Source organism: Novimethylophilus sp. (genome assembly GCF_036504375.1).
GTDB lineage: Bacteria > Pseudomonadota > Gammaproteobacteria > Burkholderiales > Methylophilaceae > Novimethylophilus.
This window is the reverse complement of sequence record NZ_DASXVH010000089.1, coordinates 19762-36479: the sequence shown is the minus strand read 5'-3', so window position 1 is coordinate 36479 and position 16718 is coordinate 19762. Positions and strand designations below refer to the sequence as shown.

17 protein-coding genes and 1 tRNA gene are annotated in these 16718 nt (G+C 59.0%); 10 read left to right on the top strand and 8 right to left on the bottom strand.

Going from position 1 to position 16718, the window contains the following annotated elements; translation table 11 throughout:
- Positions 1-84 precede the first annotated feature (84 nt).
- The gene (locus VGK14_RS13300) at positions 85-3321 is read right to left on the bottom strand and encodes a tetratricopeptide repeat protein (RefSeq protein ID WP_331509576.1); all 3237 of its coding nucleotides are present in this window, start codon (positions 3319-3321) and stop codon (positions 85-87) included.
- Positions 3322-3772: 451 nt separating this feature from the next.
- Between VGK14_RS13300 and VGK14_RS13295 the strand changes: the two genes are divergently transcribed.
- The 6 genes from VGK14_RS13295 (at position 3773) to VGK14_RS13270 (ending at position 5893) form a co-directional block, all read left to right on the top strand.
- The gene (locus VGK14_RS13295) at positions 3773-4093 is read left to right on the top strand and encodes a hypothetical protein (protein WP_331509575.1); all 321 of its coding nucleotides are present in this window, start codon (positions 3773-3775) and stop codon (positions 4091-4093) included.
- A gap of 76 nt (positions 4094-4169) precedes the next feature.
- Positions 4170-4370 carry a helix-turn-helix transcriptional regulator gene (locus tag VGK14_RS13290; protein ID WP_331509574.1) on the top strand — a complete coding sequence of 67 codons (201 nt, stop codon included), beginning with the start codon at positions 4170-4172 and terminating at the stop codon, positions 4368-4370.
- A gap of 7 nt (positions 4371-4377) precedes the next feature.
- Complete coding sequence (locus VGK14_RS13285) at positions 4378-4881, top strand: hypothetical protein (protein WP_331509573.1); 504 nt, start codon at positions 4378-4380, stop codon at positions 4879-4881.
- Positions 4882-4939: 58 nt separating this feature from the next.
- Complete coding sequence (locus VGK14_RS13280) at positions 4940-5149, top strand: hypothetical protein (RefSeq protein ID WP_331509572.1); 210 nt, start codon at positions 4940-4942, stop codon at positions 5147-5149.
- A 58-nt stretch (positions 5150-5207) separates the two neighbouring features.
- Positions 5208-5429 (top strand): hypothetical protein, encoded by a 222-nt coding sequence (locus tag VGK14_RS13275; protein WP_331509571.1) that lies wholly within the window; start codon positions 5208-5210, stop codon positions 5427-5429.
- Positions 5429-5893 carry a hypothetical protein gene (locus VGK14_RS13270; RefSeq protein ID WP_331509570.1) on the top strand — a complete coding sequence of 155 codons (465 nt, stop codon included), beginning with the start codon at positions 5429-5431 and terminating at the stop codon, positions 5891-5893. Before VGK14_RS13275 ends, VGK14_RS13270 begins: the two co-directional genes overlap by 1 nt.
- A gap of 221 nt (positions 5894-6114) precedes the next feature.
- On the opposite strand, the gene VGK14_RS13265 is transcribed toward VGK14_RS13270, so the two are convergent.
- The 4 genes from VGK14_RS13265 to VGK14_RS13250 all read right to left on the bottom strand — a co-directional run bounded on the left by VGK14_RS13265 (position 6115) and on the right by VGK14_RS13250 (position 8958).
- Entirely contained in the window at positions 6115-7332 is a 1218-nt protein-coding gene (locus VGK14_RS13265) for a tyrosine-type recombinase/integrase (RefSeq protein WP_331509569.1), read from the bottom strand.
- A gap of 174 nt (positions 7333-7506) precedes the next feature.
- Positions 7507-7596, bottom strand: a tRNA-Ser gene (locus VGK14_RS13260).
- Positions 7597-7685: 89 nt separating this feature from the next.
- Positions 7686-8219: a peptide deformylase gene (gene def, locus VGK14_RS13255; protein WP_331509568.1), complete on the bottom strand. Its 534-nt coding sequence runs from the start codon at positions 8217-8219 to the stop codon at positions 7686-7688.
- A complete protein-coding gene (locus tag VGK14_RS13250) occupies positions 8209-8958 on the bottom strand; it encodes an S-methyl-5'-thioinosine phosphorylase (protein WP_331509567.1) in 750 nt (249 codons plus the stop codon). Before VGK14_RS13250 ends, def begins: the two co-directional genes overlap by 11 nt.
- Positions 8959-9033: 75 nt before the next feature.
- Here VGK14_RS13250 and hpnC point away from each other — a divergent pair, with 75 nt between their 5' ends.
- From hpnC to VGK14_RS13230, 4 genes are read left to right on the top strand one after another with little or no spacing between them, the layout of a single operon-like run.
- Positions 9034-9876 (top strand): squalene synthase HpnC, encoded by an 843-nt coding sequence (gene hpnC / locus VGK14_RS13245; protein ID WP_331509566.1) that lies wholly within the window; start codon positions 9034-9036, stop codon positions 9874-9876.
- The gene (gene hpnD, locus VGK14_RS13240) at positions 9873-10709 is read left to right on the top strand and encodes a presqualene diphosphate synthase HpnD (protein WP_331509565.1); all 837 of its coding nucleotides are present in this window, start codon (positions 9873-9875) and stop codon (positions 10707-10709) included. The genes hpnC and hpnD overlap by 4 nt, the downstream gene beginning before the upstream one ends.
- Positions 10685-11983, top strand: coding sequence for a hydroxysqualene dehydroxylase HpnE (gene hpnE / locus VGK14_RS13235; protein WP_331509564.1), 1299 nt, complete (start codon positions 10685-10687; stop codon positions 11981-11983). Before hpnD ends, hpnE begins: the two co-directional genes overlap by 25 nt.
- A 7-nt stretch (positions 11984-11990) precedes the next feature.
- The gene (locus tag VGK14_RS13230) at positions 11991-12758 is read left to right on the top strand and encodes a YciK family oxidoreductase (protein WP_331509563.1); all 768 of its coding nucleotides are present in this window, start codon (positions 11991-11993) and stop codon (positions 12756-12758) included.
- Between the two features lie 68 nt (positions 12759-12826).
- Here VGK14_RS13230 and radA read toward each other — a convergent pair whose 3' ends face one another.
- From radA to dnaB, 3 genes are read right to left on the bottom strand one after another with little or no spacing between them, the layout of a single operon-like run.
- Positions 12827-14188 carry a DNA repair protein RadA gene (gene radA / locus VGK14_RS13225; RefSeq protein ID WP_331509562.1) on the bottom strand — a complete coding sequence of 454 codons (1362 nt, stop codon included), beginning with the start codon at positions 14186-14188 and terminating at the stop codon, positions 12827-12829.
- Positions 14188-15252 carry an alanine racemase gene (alr, locus tag VGK14_RS13220; protein WP_331509561.1) on the bottom strand — a complete coding sequence of 355 codons (1065 nt, stop codon included), beginning with the start codon at positions 15250-15252 and terminating at the stop codon, positions 14188-14190. The genes radA and alr overlap by 1 nt, the downstream gene beginning before the upstream one ends.
- Entirely contained in the window at positions 15252-16628 is a 1377-nt protein-coding gene (dnaB, locus tag VGK14_RS13215) for a replicative DNA helicase (protein WP_331509560.1), read from the bottom strand. Before dnaB ends, alr begins: the two co-directional genes overlap by 1 nt.
- Between the last annotated feature and the right edge of the window lie 90 nt (positions 16629-16718).

Sequence of the window (16718 nt, the reverse complement as noted above, 5' to 3'; positions counted from 1 at the left end):
CTTCAGCCTCCGCCAGCCGACCGGCCTGATGATGGATCAGCCCCTGCTGCAGCAAGGCATCGAGTTTGGATGGCGGCCTGGAACTCATGCCGGCGGATTGCCTGGCTGACCGAGCACGGAGCGCATCACTTCGCGCAGGGTGGCATCCACTTCCACCAGGACCTCTTTCCAGTTTCCCGGTTCACGCTGACGGAACAAACGCATGCTGGGGTACCAGGGCGTATCTTCCCGCTCCAGCATCCAGCGCCAGTCGGGAGCGTGGCGTAGCAGAGTCCACACGGGCCGGCCCAGGGCGCCCGCCAGATGTGCCACGGCGGTGTCCACCGAGATGATCAGGTCGAGCTGTCCGATGAGCGCGGCGGTATCGGTAAAATCCGGCAAACGGTCCGACACGTCCACCAGGCCAATATGCTCGGCAACGGACAGCTCATGCTCGTTAAACATCCGGTTTTGCAGGCTGATCCAGGTCACGCCGGACATATCCGCCAGTTTTCCGAACAAAGCCAGTTCGATGGAACGGTCGCTATCGGCACCATAGCTGGCGTTACCCTGCCAGCACAATCCCACCTTGATCTTGTCCGAGTACCCAAACAAGGTTTCCTGCCAGACGGCTGACTTGTCTGCGGAAACGGTCAAATACGGGACATTGGCCGGAATTTGGTCAAGCGTGGTCTGAAACAGCCGGGGCAGGCTCAATAACGCGCAATGGGCATCGTAATGCGGCAAGGTATCGTCGAACCCGCACACCGCCGATACGCCGCCGACGCCGCGCATCAGCGCATGCAAGCCGGATGGGCATTGCACCGCCACCTGTACCCCTTGTCGCGCGATAAACGGCAGGTAGCGCACAAACTGGATGGCATCGCCGTATCCCTGTTCGAAATGAACCAGCAGCGTGGAACCGGGAGCAATCAGGCCATCCCATTGCGGCCCCTGATGACGCGGAGGGCGCAACCGCAAACGCCATTCGTATTCGGCAAAGCCTTCGCGCAGCCGACCCGTCAGCAGCCACGCCATGCCCAGCGCCACATGGGCTTCGGCGAAATCCGGACTCAGGTCGATCGCGCGCTGGAATGCGGCCGCAGCTTCTTCCATCCAGTTAAGCTCGCGGTACGCCACGCCCATATTGAAGTGGGCCATTACCAATTCCGGCTTGGAGCGTATCGCGTTCGAAAACGCATCGATGGCTTGCGGCAGCCGCTTTCCCGCCAGATAGACCGCACCCAGATTGTTGTGCGCTTCGGCATTGGCAGGATCGCGATCGATAGCCTGCCCCAGGGTTCGCGTCGCCTCATCAATTTTGCCGATCTGGCGATAGGCATCGCCCAGCGCACTTAGAATCTCCACCGAGCCGGGACTGTTCGTGACCGCCTGTTCCAGCCGCCTTATGGCCTCCTGCACATTGCCGGCTTTCAGTTCGACCAGGCCGAGCGCATGCTGCGCAAGCGCACAGTCGGAAGCCTGTTCCAGCACCGGCTGCAGAATAGCGCGCGCTTCATCCATGCGCCCCGCCACCAGGCAGAGCATGCTCTGCTGCACCTTGTCCCGATGCGCCTGGTCGGCAAGCATCGCTTGCAATGCCGCAGTCACTTTGCCAATTACGGGCATCCAGTCGCCGGGCTGTTGTTGACGGAACAACCGCATGCTGGGGTACCAGGGGCTGTCATCGCGCTCCAGCAGCCAGCGCCAGCAGCCGTCAAAACGCGAAAGCAGCCATACCGGCTTGCCCATCGCTCCGGCCAGATGCGCAACGGCAGTATCGACGCTGATGATCAGGTCCAGATGCGAAACAAGCGCTGCGGTATCGGCAAAATCCGTGACTTCGTCCATCAGGTCGATCATCTTTCCCCGATAGGCTGCCGATTCAGGCTTCGACCCGCCTTTCTGCAGACTGTAGAAATCCACCCCAGGCACCGCCAGCAGGCGCTCTAGCGCAGCAAGCGCGATGCTGCGCCTGCGGTCGATCAAATGCGCATCAAGATCATTCTTGCGCGGCGCGCCCGCCCATACCAGGCCGACTTTCAGGTGGTCGCCAGCAATCAGCTTGTTGCCCCATAGATTAGCCAGATAAGGCTCCGCGCCGAGATAAGGCACGTCGGCAGGAATTTTCTGCACGTGATCAAGGCCCAGTTTGCAGGGCAGGCTCAGCAACGCGCACTGCACGTCGAACACCGGCAAGGAATCTCCTTCGGCGATGACTGAATCAACACCCGGCATGTTGCGCAATAGCCGCACCAGCGCAGCCTGGCAGCGCACCACTACCCGCCCTCCCCGTGCGGCGACCAGGGGAACGAAACGAATGAACTGCAGCGTATCGCCCAAGCCCTGCTCGGCATAAAGCAGAATGCGCCTGCCATCGAGCGCTTCCCCCTGCCATTCCGGCTGGGGGAAATCCGGATAAAGCCGGCGCGTGTCCGGCCGCTTGAGACGCCATTCGTATTCGCGCCAGCCGTTGGCGAAATCGCCGGCCAGCAGATACGCCAGCGAACGGTTCCAGCGGGCATCGGGAAATTCCGGCGAGAGCTCGACCGCCTTGCTGTAAGCGGCTTCCGCCTCGGCAATGCGGCGCTGGATCATCAGTACATTGCCCAGATTGCTATAGGCAGAAGCATAGGCCGGACGCACTTCGATTGCGGCGCGCAGCGAAGCTTCCGCCTCTTCCGGCTGCCCCTGATCCAGCAGTACCGCTCCCAGGTTGCTAAGCGCTTCCGCATAATGCGGATTACATTGCAGCGCTTTTCGCAAATAGATTTCAGCCTGCGGCAACTGCCCCTGCCTGCGCACTACCGCACCCAAATTACCCAGCGCCTCGGCATATTGGGGCTGCAGGAGCAGCGCTTTTTCGAGCACGCTTTTCGCCTCATCCAGACGCTGCTGGGCGATCAAGGCATTAGCCAATCCGAGGCATATATGGGCATCGTCAGGAGCAAGTACATGAGCCTGCCGGCAGGCTTCTTCCGCCTCGACATGCTTTTCCGACGCGTAGAGGGCGTTGCCCAAGGCAGACAGCGCGCCGGTATCGTGGGGGCGCAATCGCAACGATTGGCGCAGGGCCTGTTCGGCCTCGGCGTATCGGCCCGTATCGGACAGTATTAACCCGTAATTGAAATAATAATCCGGAATGTCATCCTGAATCCTGATCGCGGCAACGATCAAGCGTTCGGCTTCCGCGTGATTGTGCTGCTGGAATTCCACCAGACCGAGCAGATGCAAAGCGCTGGCGTGATCAGGGGCGTGCTGCAGCACGTTACGGTAATGGACTTTGGCCTCGGCCAAATGCCCCTGCTGGTGCAGCTTCAATGCCTGTTCAAATTCATTCATAGTCGAGCGTTTCAAAACCCCGGTTGCCGTCGAACCATTTTCGGCGGCTGGCTAAAAAAGCTAAGTGGACATCGCCAATACTGGCAAGATGGAGGTTTCTAAAACTACATCAACGCCCGCATGAATGCTACGTAACGCAGGCAAATAATGCAACGGTGGATATATTGCAAGGGTCTTGGGAAACTAAAGCGGGGGTGTGAGATTCATAAAACGCCTCGCAACCATTATAAATAGCGACATCAGCTAATTTAAATAATCCATCTATACAGATTTCTATACATCCGGCGCAATGTGAAACGCGGCCTACCAGTCACCCCAGAAAATCCAGATATATACGCACTTGTGCGTATATATTGTATTAACAAGCATTGACAATCACAACATGTTGAGATTCTGCTCATGTTGAGATTCTGCTTGACGGCCAATAAAACCATTTGGCATTATCTGCAACATGGGGAATCAAACCACTGCAATTACTAGCCTGCCTGAGTTGCGCGAAGCGCGATGGGAGGCTATTGCTCCGATTGTTGCAGTTTTCGTTTTATTCACCGCCCTTATCTTCCTCCATGCTCCCGTTGTCCTTGTTGCTGGTATCTTTATCATCGTAGCCCTTTTTTGGGCTCAATGGTTCAGCCTCGATTACGAAGTCAGCGAGGCTGAAGAACGGCTCAAGACTTTCGGGCTTACGGCCCGATGGCTCCCAGTCGAAATCGACGCCAAATCACAAAAACCCATCCCTTCTTCACCGCCTCCGCGCACCCTCTCCGCCTAACCGATCCGGCCCGCGCATTGCGCGGAATGATTTCATGCCAGGTGCCATTGGTGCCTCGGCAAGGTGGAGAAAAACCATGCAACAAAAAATTCTACGTATTGCTGATGCAGTTCAAAAAACAGGTCTTAGCCGCTCAACTATCTACCGCCTTTTAGAGGCAGAAGACTTCCCAGAACCAATCCGGCTTTCCAAGCGCGCAATTGGTTGGACTGAAGAACAATTGAATGGGTGGATTTCAAGCCGCACCCATGTTTCCCAAGGGGTGATCCATGGGTAGGCAGAGAATGATCAATGACTCATTTTGGGACGACCCGGACTTGTCAGACTATACAGTCGAAACAAGAACCGCCCTTCTCTTGTTTTTAACATGCCGTGACAGCAACATCATTGGTGTGTACCGCGTGAACTGGCGGTCAATTGGGGCTGGCATTGGCTGGACGAAGGAGCAAGCAACAAATGCGGCCAGGCTGGTAGAGGAACTTGGCGGAATCGTCATCGATGAAGAAACAGGCTGGGTATGGGTTAAGGAATGGTGGAAACACAATTCGCTTCGCGGGGCCTTTACCGGGAATGTAGCAAAGAAAGCACTGCAGGAGCTTAGCATCGTCCCTGACACATGGAAGCCAGAGGTTTTGGAATGGATTACCTCCAACGACCCTGAAGGGGCTTGCAAGGGGCTTATAAGCCCCTTGGCAGGGGCAGGCGGTAACCCTAACCAGATTACCAAACCCTTAGTGGTGATGCCACTGGGGGTGGTGATGCAGCGGGCGGTGATGCCGCTGCTGTAGGGGCTGGCGGGGGCAGTTGATACCCCGTATTTTTCAACTACGCAGGAGAGTCAGAAATATGATCCAGGAAAACATCATTACCAATATCAAGCTGCAGATCGAGCTTGAAGAAGGATTTGCCAAAGCACGGGCAAACAATTCCAACGGCATGCCGGACAGTGAAATGATCGGCCACCACCGCCATGCGCTGGCTGAAGCGCAACGCAACGGCGATGCGGCTCTGGTAGAGCGCCACAGTGCCGCACTCATGTTGCTCCAAGCAAACTAAACTAAATCAGTCCCGGCGCACCTGGTGCGTCGGATTACAACCGAGGAAGGATATCCAAATGACAACCATCGAAACCATGCACCCTCTGAAAGCTACCGCCACCGATCCGGGCTGCGCCGCTTGGCTTGAGGAACTGGACTTCAACGACCCATTCACCGCCACACGCGAAGAACTGGATCAGCTTATCCAGGCTGCCCCGAGTCAACGTCTGGCCGACTGGGCGCGGGGTATTTTTGACTTTCGGGAAATGCTGGCAATCGTGACAGGAAAGCCGTTCTAATGCCAATCATAGAAAATACGTCGGGGCCAGAATTCGATCCGCTGTATTTTCTCGACGGCGAAGGTCAGCCTCTACCTGGCGAATGGGTGGAGAAAAATGAGCGCCTGATGCGTGCAGAATTATTTGCTCGGGTGCTCATTGACCGCGTGAAAGATGCGGAAGCGATCTTTCCGCCACATGATCCGATTGCCAATTGGCGATTTCGGCGAACTTTTCCAGCATCCCTATATCATGCGGCCAAGTTCAACAAAACGAGTTTTGCAGTCGGCGTCTGGGCCTCAAAAAATACCGATCTCGAACTCACGGACGCCATGAATGCAGTAAGAGCATCAGGCAACAGATCAATATTTGCTCCCAAGCAGTTCTGGCTAGGTGTTCAAATTGGACGGACAGATACAAAAATCAGCCTATGGGCGGCGGTGGAACTTGATAACGGCAGAAAAATCCGGCGTGGCATATGGTAATAACCCGGCATCATGTGGACAAGGCATGGACAGCAGGCTGCGCCTGACATGTGGACAGCTAGCTGACCACACTCTGCCCACCCCTTGCCCACAATCACCGGTGAACCACTGCCGGGAAACCATCAATCGGACTGACGCGGCCTACGGCCTTGCCCCAACAAGTTTGATAGATAGAAAAATCGAGGAAAACCCGAAAAGCAACCACGCTGAAACACTCATAACTAGGCCGCCTTGGCCTTGAATCCCACCACGTTCCCACCAGATTTGATCGCATCAAGATAATCAGCCCATTCCTGCATCATCCTTGTGCGCTGCGGGATGTACAAGGCATGGTTATACGCTGCGCTGACCTCATCGCGTTGGCTGTGGGCCAGTTGTAGCTCTATGTGGTCATGTGAGTAGCCTTGCTCATGCAGGATGGTGGAGGCAACACCTCTAAAACCATGCCCAGTCATCTTGTGTTTGTACCCTATGATCTCCAGAGCCTTGAGAATCGTATTATTTGAAATGGACTTGCTGGCGTCGTTCCTGCTTGGAAAAAGTAACTCCGTATGGCCTGAAATGGGCCGCAACGCCTCCAAAACGGCCAAGGTCTGCGTGGATAAAGGGACAATGTGAGGAGTTTTCATTTTCATCCGTGGGGCTGGGATGCGCCATTGCTTTGCCTCAAAGTCGAATTCATCCCATCTGGCTTCTATCAACTCGCTGGTGCGGACAAAAGTCAGGGACATGAGTTTTAATGTAAGTCGGGTCTGAGGAGTCGAAGTTGAGTTGTCTATATCCCTCATAAGCTGAGGTAGCTCCCCCACCCCAACCCGTGCATAGTTTTTATGTTTGTGGCTGGGTAGTATGTCCGATGGGCGAACGTCGGCGGCAGGGTTGCGTGGCGCAAGACCATGCGCCGCGGCGTAGCGGAAAACCATGTTTATAGTTTGGTGGACGCGCAAGGCCAAATCAACAGCGCCGCGTGCAGCGATGGCTTTTACTACCTGAACGAGTTCCAAGGCCTGCAAATCAGAAATGGCCCTGTGGCCTATTTTTGGATAAACATCTGCGGCCAGGCGGCGCTCGGTGTACCCCACATGCCGCTCTGACTTGCCTATCCTCCACTGCTCAAGCCATTGTTCTGCCACTGCCTCAAAATTGTTCTCAGCGGCCATCATACGATCACGTTTGACCGTTTTTCTGTGTTCGGATGGGCTCACGCCTTGGGCAAGCAGTTTTTTCGCTTCCAAGCGCTTCTCACGAGCCTGCGCGAGCGAAACTTCAGGGTATCCCCCCAAGGAAATCATGGCGGGCTTGCTGTTGTAGGTATAGCGGAAACGCCAAAGCTTCCGGCCAGAAGACTCAACCTGGAGCGCAAGGCCATCGCCATCTGTCATTTGATAAGGCTTCTCTTTTGGCTGCAAGGCCTTGATCTGCGTATCGGTAAGAGGCACTTGTATAGATTTTCCTCGTATAGAATCGTCCTATACAAAAATATATACAGAAAAAACTTGGAAGTAAAGACGGGTTATGAGACGATATGAAACAAAAAACCCGCATTAATTCAGCATTCATGCGGGTTTTTTGGGATTTATTGAAACGTCGTGGAACTTCTCAAAATCAATTACTGGCGGAGGGTGTGAGATTCGAACTCACGGATGCCTCGCGACATCGGCAGTTTTCAAGACTGCTGGTTTAAACCACTCACCCAACCCTCCGAGGCTGCGCATTTTGATAGGTTAACAACATTCTGTCAAAGCGCGGCGTTGCGACAGTTTATTTTACTTGAGTCAAACAGGTAAAATCGTTAATCGTCCATGACTTCGACGCCCGGCAGCACCACGTCGGCAAAGCCAAACTGGCGCAGGTCGCGGATGCGCATCGGGTAGAGGATGCCCCGTAAATGATCGCATTCGTGCTGCACCACGCGGGCATGAAAACCGCTGACGGTACGGTCGATGGCGTTGCCGTACTGGTCGAAGCCGGTATAGCGCACCGACACATGGCGCGGCACCGCGCCGCGCATGCCGGGCACCGACAAACAACCCTCCCAGCCGTCTTCCATTTCCGCGGAAAACTCGGTCAGCGCCGGGTTGATCAGCACGGTGTACGGCACTTCCTCGGCATCCGGATAGCGCGGGTTCTTGCCGACACCGAAGATGACAACCTGCCGGCCGACGCCGATCTGCGGCGCGGCGATGCCGGCACCGTCAAGCGCAGTCATGGTGTCGCGCATGTCCTGGATCAGCGCGTGCAGCTCGGGCGTATCGAATTTTTCCACCGCTGCCGCCTGTTGCAGCAGCAGCGGCTCGCCCATGCGCAATACCGTTTTAACTGCCATGTATCGTCACCAGATGTTCCAGAATCGAGCGTACGCGGCTCATCGCTTCAGCCAGCACGGTGTCGATATCCTGATAGCGGATGCCGTGCTCGCTGGCGCCGCGTCCCGCGGCATGGTTGGCAACCACGCCTATCGCCGCATAGCTGATGCCCAGTTCGCGCGCCAGCACGGCCTCCGGCATGCCGGTCATGCCCACCATGGTGGCGCCGTCGCGTTCCAGGCGGTCGATTTCGGCGGCGGTTTCCAGGCGCGGGCCCTGCACGGCGGCATAAACCCCGCCGTCCACGCAAGTGTGGCCGGCTTGGGCTATGGCAGTCATGCACAGCGCACGCAACGGCCCCGAATAGGGTTCGGTGAAATCGATATGATTGACCGGTTTATCGCTTACCTCGTCGTAATAGGTGCTTCTGCGCCCCCAGGTGCAGTCGATGATCTGGTCGGGAACGACGATGACGCCCGGCTGCAATGCCGGATGAATGCCGCCTACAGTCGCCACGGAAACGGTGTCCGTAACGCCTTGCTCGTGCAGCGCCCAGACGTTGGCGCGATAGTTGACCAGGTGCGGCGGAATGGTATGGCCGTAGCCATGGCGGGCCAGAAACACCACGTCATGGTTGCTGATGCGTCCGAACGTGAGAGCGCCGGAAGGCTCTCCGTATGGAGTCCGCACTACCTTGCGGGTAGTGATTTCGAGATTGGCAAGCTGTGTGAGCCCGGTGCCGCCGATGATGCCTAGCATAGGATTCCTTTTGTCAGTTTTCCGTGCATTTTATCGTAATTGGGGCCCCTCGTCGGGATGCTATACTTCCTTCCCATGCATCAAGCCGTCGACGACAGCCTGAAACTGGCTAACGCCCATTACGAAAATTTTCCGGTAGCCTCCGTATTACTGCCGATGCGGCTGCGTCGGCCGATCGGGCTGATTTATGCTTTTGCGCGCAACGCCGACGATTTCGCCGACGAGGGTGAACTGTTGCCGGAGCAGCGCCTGGCCCTGCTGGACGGCTATCGCCGCCAACTGGACCGCATAGGCGCGGGGAAAACGCCGGATGATCCGCTGTTTATCGCACTGGCCGGCATCATCCAGCAATATGGCCTGCCGTTGCAGCTGTTCCACGACCTGCTGGACGCTTTCAGCCAGGACGTGGTGAAAACGCGCTACGAGAATCTGGGCGAAGTCATGGATTACTGCCGCCGCTCCGCCAATCCGGTGGGCCGGCTGCTGCTACATCTCTACGGGGAAACGGACGAGCGTAACCTGGCTTATTCCGACGCCATTTGTTCGGCGCTGCAGATCATCAATTTCCTGCAGGACGTCGCCATCGACTACCGCAAAAACCGCATTTATCTGCCGCAGGACGACCTGCGCAAGTTCCATATTGCCGAGCAGCAGATTGCCGCCGGCGACCCCGGCGGCGCATGGTGGCCGCTGATGCAGTTCGAAATCGAACGCACGCGCAGATTGCTGCAGGCCGGCGCCCCGCTGGGACTGGCGCTCAAGGGCCGCATCGGGCTGGAAATGCGCAGCATCATCGCCGGCGGCGAAACCATATTGCGCAAGCTGCACCGCAGCCACGGCGACATGTTCAACCACCGCCCCGTGCTGCGACCGTGGGACTGGGCTTATATGATGTACCGCGCCGTGAGGGCGAAATGAACGCCAATCAATACTGCCAGGACAAGGCCGCTGCCAGCGGCTCCAGTTTCTATTACAGCTTCCTGTTTCTGCCAGAGCCGCGGCGACAGGCGATCACTGCCCTATACGCCTTCTGCCGCGAGGTGGACGATGTCGTCGACGAATGCGCCGACGCCGCCATCGCCCGCACCAAGCTGGCGTGGTGGCGCGCCGAGATCGCCAATCTCTATGCCGGCAAGCCGCAGCATCCGGTCACCCAAGCGCTGGCTCCTGCCGTGCGCAGCTATGGATTGAACGAGGAGCATTTCCAGGAAATCATCGACGGCATGGAAATGGATCTCGACCAGAATCGCTATGCCGATTTCAAGGCATTACAGTTGTACTGCTACCGCGTCGCCAGCGTGGTCGGCCTGCTGTCCGCGTCCATTTTCGGCTACAGCGACCGCAAAACGCTCAAATACGCGCACGATCTTGGCATGGCGTTCCAGCTGACCAATATTATCCGCGACATCGGCGAGGATGCGCGGCGCGACCGCATCTATCTGCCGCAGGACGAACTGGCGCGGTTCGGCGTCACCGAAATCGACATCATTCACGGCCACGAGACTAAGACAGTGCGCCAGCTGCTCGAATTCCAGATCGACCGCGCACGCCAGTTCTACGACCGCGCGTTTGCCGAATTGCCAAGAATCGACCGCCGCGCCCAGCGCCCGGGGCTGATGATGGCGGCGATTTACCGCACCCTGCTGGACGAAATCCAGGCCGACGGCTGCGAAAAAGTGCTCAGCCGGCGCATCAGCCTCACTCCTCTGCGCAAGCTTTGGCTGGCGTGGAAAACCTGGGTGTTCGGTTGAACGTTGCCCGGGACGTTGCCATCATTGGCGCCGGCTGGGCGGGGTTGAGCGCGGCGGCCGAGCTTGCCGCGCACGGCGTGCCGGTAACCGTGTTCGAAGCCGCCCGCCAACTCGGCGGCCGCGCCCGCAGCGTTTCCCGCAATGGCTTGCAGCTCGATAACGGCCAGCATATCCTGCTCGGCGCCTATCGCGAATCCTTGCGCATGATGCGCAAGGTCGGCGTGGATATCGACCGCGCCCTGCTGCGGCTGCCGCTGCGGCTGCAAACCCCCGGCCACCTCGACTTGGCCGCTCCCGCTCTGCCTGCCCCGCTGCATCTACTGGCGGCATTGCTCACTGCCGATGGTTTGCTGTGGAGCGAACGCCGAGCGGCAGTGCGTTTCGTCATAGGCTTGCGCCTCAACGGCTTCAAATCGCCGACCAATCAAAACGTAGCTGACCTGCTCGCCGGCCAGCCAGAAAAACTGGTGCGACTGCTATGGGAGCCGCTGTGTCTCGCCGCACTCAATACGCCGATCAGCACGGCTTCGGCACAGATATTCCTCAACGTGCTGCGCGACAGTTTCAGCCGCGTTCGTTCGGACAGCGATTTGCTGCTGCCGCGCGCCGATCTTTCCGCGCTGTTTCCGCAAGCGGCGGCGCGCTATATCGAACAGCGCGGCGGCAAGATACGCCTTGGGGCTACGGTGTCGTCCATCATGCCGGAGGCGAACGGCGTCACGGTGGACGGCAAAAATTTCAGCCATGCGATTTGCGCCGTTGCTCCCTACTCCCTGCCGCGCTTGCTTGGGCATCTGCCGGAAATGGCCGAAGCGCTGGCGGCCGTCAGCCGTTTTACCTACCAGCCCATCGCCACGATTTATTTGCAATATCCACGGAATATCGCCCTGCCTTTTCCGATGCTGGGGCTCACCGGCGGCCATGCCCAGTGGGTGCTCGACCGCGGCGCCCTGGACGGCCAACACGGATTGCTGGCCGTCGTCGTCAGTGCGGAAGGCCCGCACCTGCGGCTTGGGCACGAAGCACTCGCCGCCGCCGCACATGAGGAACTGCAGGCCACGCTGGGCAATCTGCCGCTACCGCACTGGCAGCAAGTCATCGTCGAAAAACGCGCCACGTTTGCCTGCACGGCAGGATTGCGCCGGCCGTCGCCCGTCACGCCCGACAAACGGATATTTCTCGCCGGCGACCATATTGCCGGCGATTACCCCGCAACACTGGAAGGCGCGGTGCGCAGCGGGGTACAATGCGCGCAACTTCTTATCGCATCATAAGCATCTCATGAATTATCAAGCTCCCCTTCAGCACCTCAAGGACCGCGTCATCCTGATCACCGGCGCAGGCCAGGGTATAGGCCGCGCCGCCGCACTGGCTTTTGCCGCGCAAGGGGCAACGACTATCCTGATCGGCCGCAAGGTCGCCAAGCTGGAAACCTTGTACGACGAAATCGAAGCCGAAGGCTACCCGCAACCGGCCATTTTTCCGCTCGATCTGGCAAAGGCCGGCGAAGAAGAATTCAAGGCGATGGCGGAGGGCATTTCCCAGCAGATAGGAAGGCTGGACGGCATACTGCACAACGCGGCCCATTTCGACAACCTGAGCCCGCTGGAGCTGCAAACGGCCAAGCAATTCAACAGCATGCTGCAGGTCAACCTGGTGGCGCCCTTCCTGCTGACCAAAGCCTGCCTGCCGCTACTCAAGCGCTCGCCGGACGCCTCCGTGGTGTTTACCTCCACCACCGCCGCACATCATCCGGCGGCGTTCTGGGGCACGCATGCCGTTTCCAAAAGTGCCGCCGAAACGATGGCGAAAATCTGGGCGGAAGAGCTGGGCACCTTTCCCCACCTGCGCTTCAACACGGTCATCCCGGGAGCCGTGCAATCGCCGCAGCGGCGCAAATCGCACCCTGGCGAAATGCCGCAACAGCTGCCCGGCGCGGAAGCCATCATGCCGCTGTACCTCTACCTGATGGGACACGATAGCGCGGGCGTCAGCGGCGAAGTGTTCGAGGCCTTGAAACCTGCTTCAGAAGCAGTTGACAACTTATAACGGCAGCCAGTTCAGCCGGATCATGACATTTTCCGGATCTACACTGGCAATGAAAGATTGAGTTCCGGCTAATTGTTTCTTAAGGCGTTGATCGCCTGCTCGACCCGCTCCACCGCGATCACCTCGATGCCTGCGACTGCCTGCCTGGGCTGATTGGCCTTGGGCACGATAGCCTTGGTGAAGCCGAGCTTGGCGGCCTCCTTGAGACGTTCCTGACCGCGCTGTACCGGGCGCACCTCGCCCGCCAGCCCGATTTCGCCGAACACCACCAGCTTTTGCGGCAGGGGTTTATCCTTGAGACTGGAGACGATCGCCATCAGCACCGCTAAGTCGGCTGCCGGCTCGGTGATTTTCACGCCGCCCACCGCATTGACGAACACGTCCTGGTCGAAACAGGCCACGCCGGCATGACGATGCAGCACCGCCAGCAGCATCGCCAGCCGGTTCTGTTCCAGGCCCACGCTCAATCTTTTCGGGTTCGGCGCATGCGCCTCGTCCACCAGCGCCTGGATTTCCACCAACAAAGGTCTGGTCCCTTCCTGCGTCACCATTACGCACGATCCCGATACCTGTTCGGCGTGGTGCGACAGGAACAGCGCGGACGGGTTGCTGACCTCGCGCAAGCCTTTTTCGGTCATCGCGAACACACCCAGCTCATTGACCGCCCCGAAGCGGTTCTTGAACGCGCGGATGAGGCGGAAGCTGGAGTTGGAATCGCCTTCGAAATACAGCACGGTGTCGACGATATGCTCCAGCACGCGCGGCCCGGCCAGCGTGCCTTCCTTGGTGACGTGACCGACCAGAATCACGGTCACGCCGCTCTGCTTGGCCACGCGCGTCAACTGCGCGGCGCATTCGCGCACCTGCGCCACCGAGCCGGGCGCGGATTGCAGCGCTTCGGAATACAAAGTCTGAATCGAATCGATCACCGCTACTTGCGGCTGGTGCGAAGCCAGCGTCGCGCTGATTTTCTCCAGGCTGATCTCGGCCAGCAGCTGTACCGGGCTGGCATCCAGGCTTAATCTTTTGGCCCGCAGGGCGATCTGCTGTGCGGACTCTTCGCCGCTCACATACAGCACCTTGTGCCGGCTGCCCAGATGACAGAGCGCCTGCAACAGCAAAGTGGATTTGCCGATGCCGGGATCGCCGCCGATCAGCACCACCCCGCCGCGCACCAGACCACCGCCTAGCACGCGGTCGAATTCGGCGATGCCGGTCGGCTGGCGCGGCACCTCGGCGGCCTCGACGTCGGCCAGGCTTTGCACGCCGCTGGTTTTCGACAGCGAGGCATAGCGGTTGTTAGCGGCGGGCGCTTCGGCGATGGTTTCCACCATCGTGTTCCACGCCATGCAATGCGGGCACTGGCCCTGCCACTTGGGACTCTGGCCGCCGCATTCGGTGCAGGTGTAGATGGTTTTTGCCTTGGCCATCAGTCCTCCGCCACCGGCACGCGCGGCGCGACCGCGCACAGCAATTCATAGCCCACCGTACCGGCGGCAAGCGCGACGTCATCCACCGGAATATTCTCACCCCACAACTCGACCGGGCTGCCGATATCGGCTTCGGGGATGTCCGTAATATCCACGTACAGCATATCCATCGACACGCGGCCCACGGTACGGGTACGCTTGCCGGCCACCAGGATAGGCGTACCGTTCGGCGCATGGCGTGGATAACCGTCGGCATAGCCGCATGCAACCACGCCGACCCGCGCCGGCTTATCCGCGACGAACAGCCTGCCATAGCCGACGGCGTCGCTGGGGCTCAGATTCTGCACGGCGATGATCTGGCTGGAGAGCGTCATCGCGGGCTTGAGACCGATCCCGGCGGCGCCCTGGTCGGCAAACGGCGTTGCGCCGTAGAGCATGATGCCGGGACGCACCCATTCGGTATGGGTTTGCGGGTAGCGCAGCAACGCGGCGGAATTGGCTAGCGATTTCGGCAGGCGCATTTCCTGCGTCAGCGAATTGAAACGCGATAATTGCTCGTCAATCCCGTAGACATCGTCCGCAGTGGCGAAATGCGTCATCAGCGCCATCTCGCACACCGCCTTGCTGGCCTTGAGCCTGTCGTACACCGCCCAGAAGCGCGCCAGCGGCAGGCCGAGGCGGTGCATGCCGGTATTGAGCTTGATGAATACGCTTACGGGTCTGGCGATTGGGGCAGCTTCCAGCATGTGCAATTGCTCTTCGCAATGCACCACCAGAGATAGACCATGCGCCGCTGCGACGGGCAGCTCGTCCGCGCTGAACAGGCCTTCGAGCAGCAAAATGGTCTGTTTGAACCCGGCCTCGCGCAGGGCGACGCCCTCTTCGACGCGCAGCACGGCGAAGCCTTCCGCATCCGCCAATGCCCGCGCCACGCGCAGCATGCCGTGACCGTAGCCGTCGGCCTTGATAACGGCCATGATCTTGGAATTTGGGGCTTGGGACTTGGCCAGCGCCAGATTATGGCGCAAGGCATCCGTGTGTATGGTCGCGCGGATCGGACGCATCAATATTGTTCGGATATATAGTTTTCGAAGCGCGTATTCTCACCCTTGAACGTGAGGCGCACGGTGCCGATCGGGCCGTTACGCTGCTTGGCGATGATGACTTCGGCGGAACCCTTGAACTGGGTATCCTTGTTGTACACTTCGTCGCGGTACAGAAACAGGATCACGTCGGCGTCCTGCTCGATGGCGCCGGATTCGCGCAAGTCGGACATCACCGGGCGCTTGTCGGTGCGGTCCTCGATCTTGCGGTTCACCTGCGACAGTGCGATTACCGGCACGTCCAGCTCCTTGGCCAGCGACTTCAACGAACGGGAAATTTCGGAAACTTCGGTGGCTCGGTTCTCGGTATGGCGCACCGACGTCATCAACTGCAAATAGTCGATGACGATCAGCCCCAGGCGCTTGCCCTCGACCGCCTCGCACTGGCGTTTCAGGCGTCGCGCGCGGGCGCGCAGTTCCATCGCGTTGATGCCGCCGGTTTCGTCGATATGGATGGGCGCGTCGTTGAGCTTGCCCAGCGCGTAGGTCAGGCGCTCCCAGTCGTCGTCCTCCAGCTGGCCGGTACGCATCTTGTGCTGGTCGATACGGCCTACCGAGCCGATCAAACGCATCGCCAGCTGGGTGCTGGGCATTTCCAGGCTGAACACCGCCACCGCCCGGTCGGCATTGAGCGCGACATGCTCGGCGATGTTCAGTGCGAACGCGGTTTTACCCATGGATGGGCGGCCGGCGATGATGATGAGCTCACCGCCCTGCATGCCCGAAGTCATGCCGTCCAGGTCGGTGTAGCCGGTGGGAATGCCGGTAACGCCGGTCGGGTCGTCCAGCGTCGACAGCTGGTCCAGCCGTTCCACCACCAGTGGCAGCACCGACTTGATGTCGATGAAGCCTTGCGAAGCACGCGCGCCGTGCTCCTTGATCTCGAATATCCTGGCTTCCGCCTCGTCCAGCAAGGTCGCGGCATCCCGCCCCTGCGGGTTGAAGGCGCTTTCGGAAATGTTCGAGCCGACCTCCACCAGCCGGCGCATCACCGCCCGCTCGCGCACGATCTCGGCATAGCGGTGGATATTGGCAGCGCTGGGGATGTTCTGCGCCAGCGCGCCGAGGTAAGCGATGCCGCCGATGCCGGCCAGCTGCCCGCTGCCCTCCAGCGATTCCGCCACCGTCACCATATCGGCCGGTTTGGCGTGCTCGATCAGGCGGGTAATGTGCTGGTAGATCAGCCGGTGGTCGTGACGATAAAAATCCTCGGTGCCGATGAGGTCGGCAATACGATCCCACGCATCGTTTTCAAGCAGCAGACCGCCCAGCACCGACTGTTCGGCTTCAACGGAATGGGGAGGGAGTTTGAGAAATTCCAGGGTGTCGTCGGCCATGTGCCAATTATAATTGTCGATGCGTGTCCTCGGGGAAAAATGAGCATAAACTGCAAAATGTGGTCGAACCTCATTCTTGTCCTATACGAA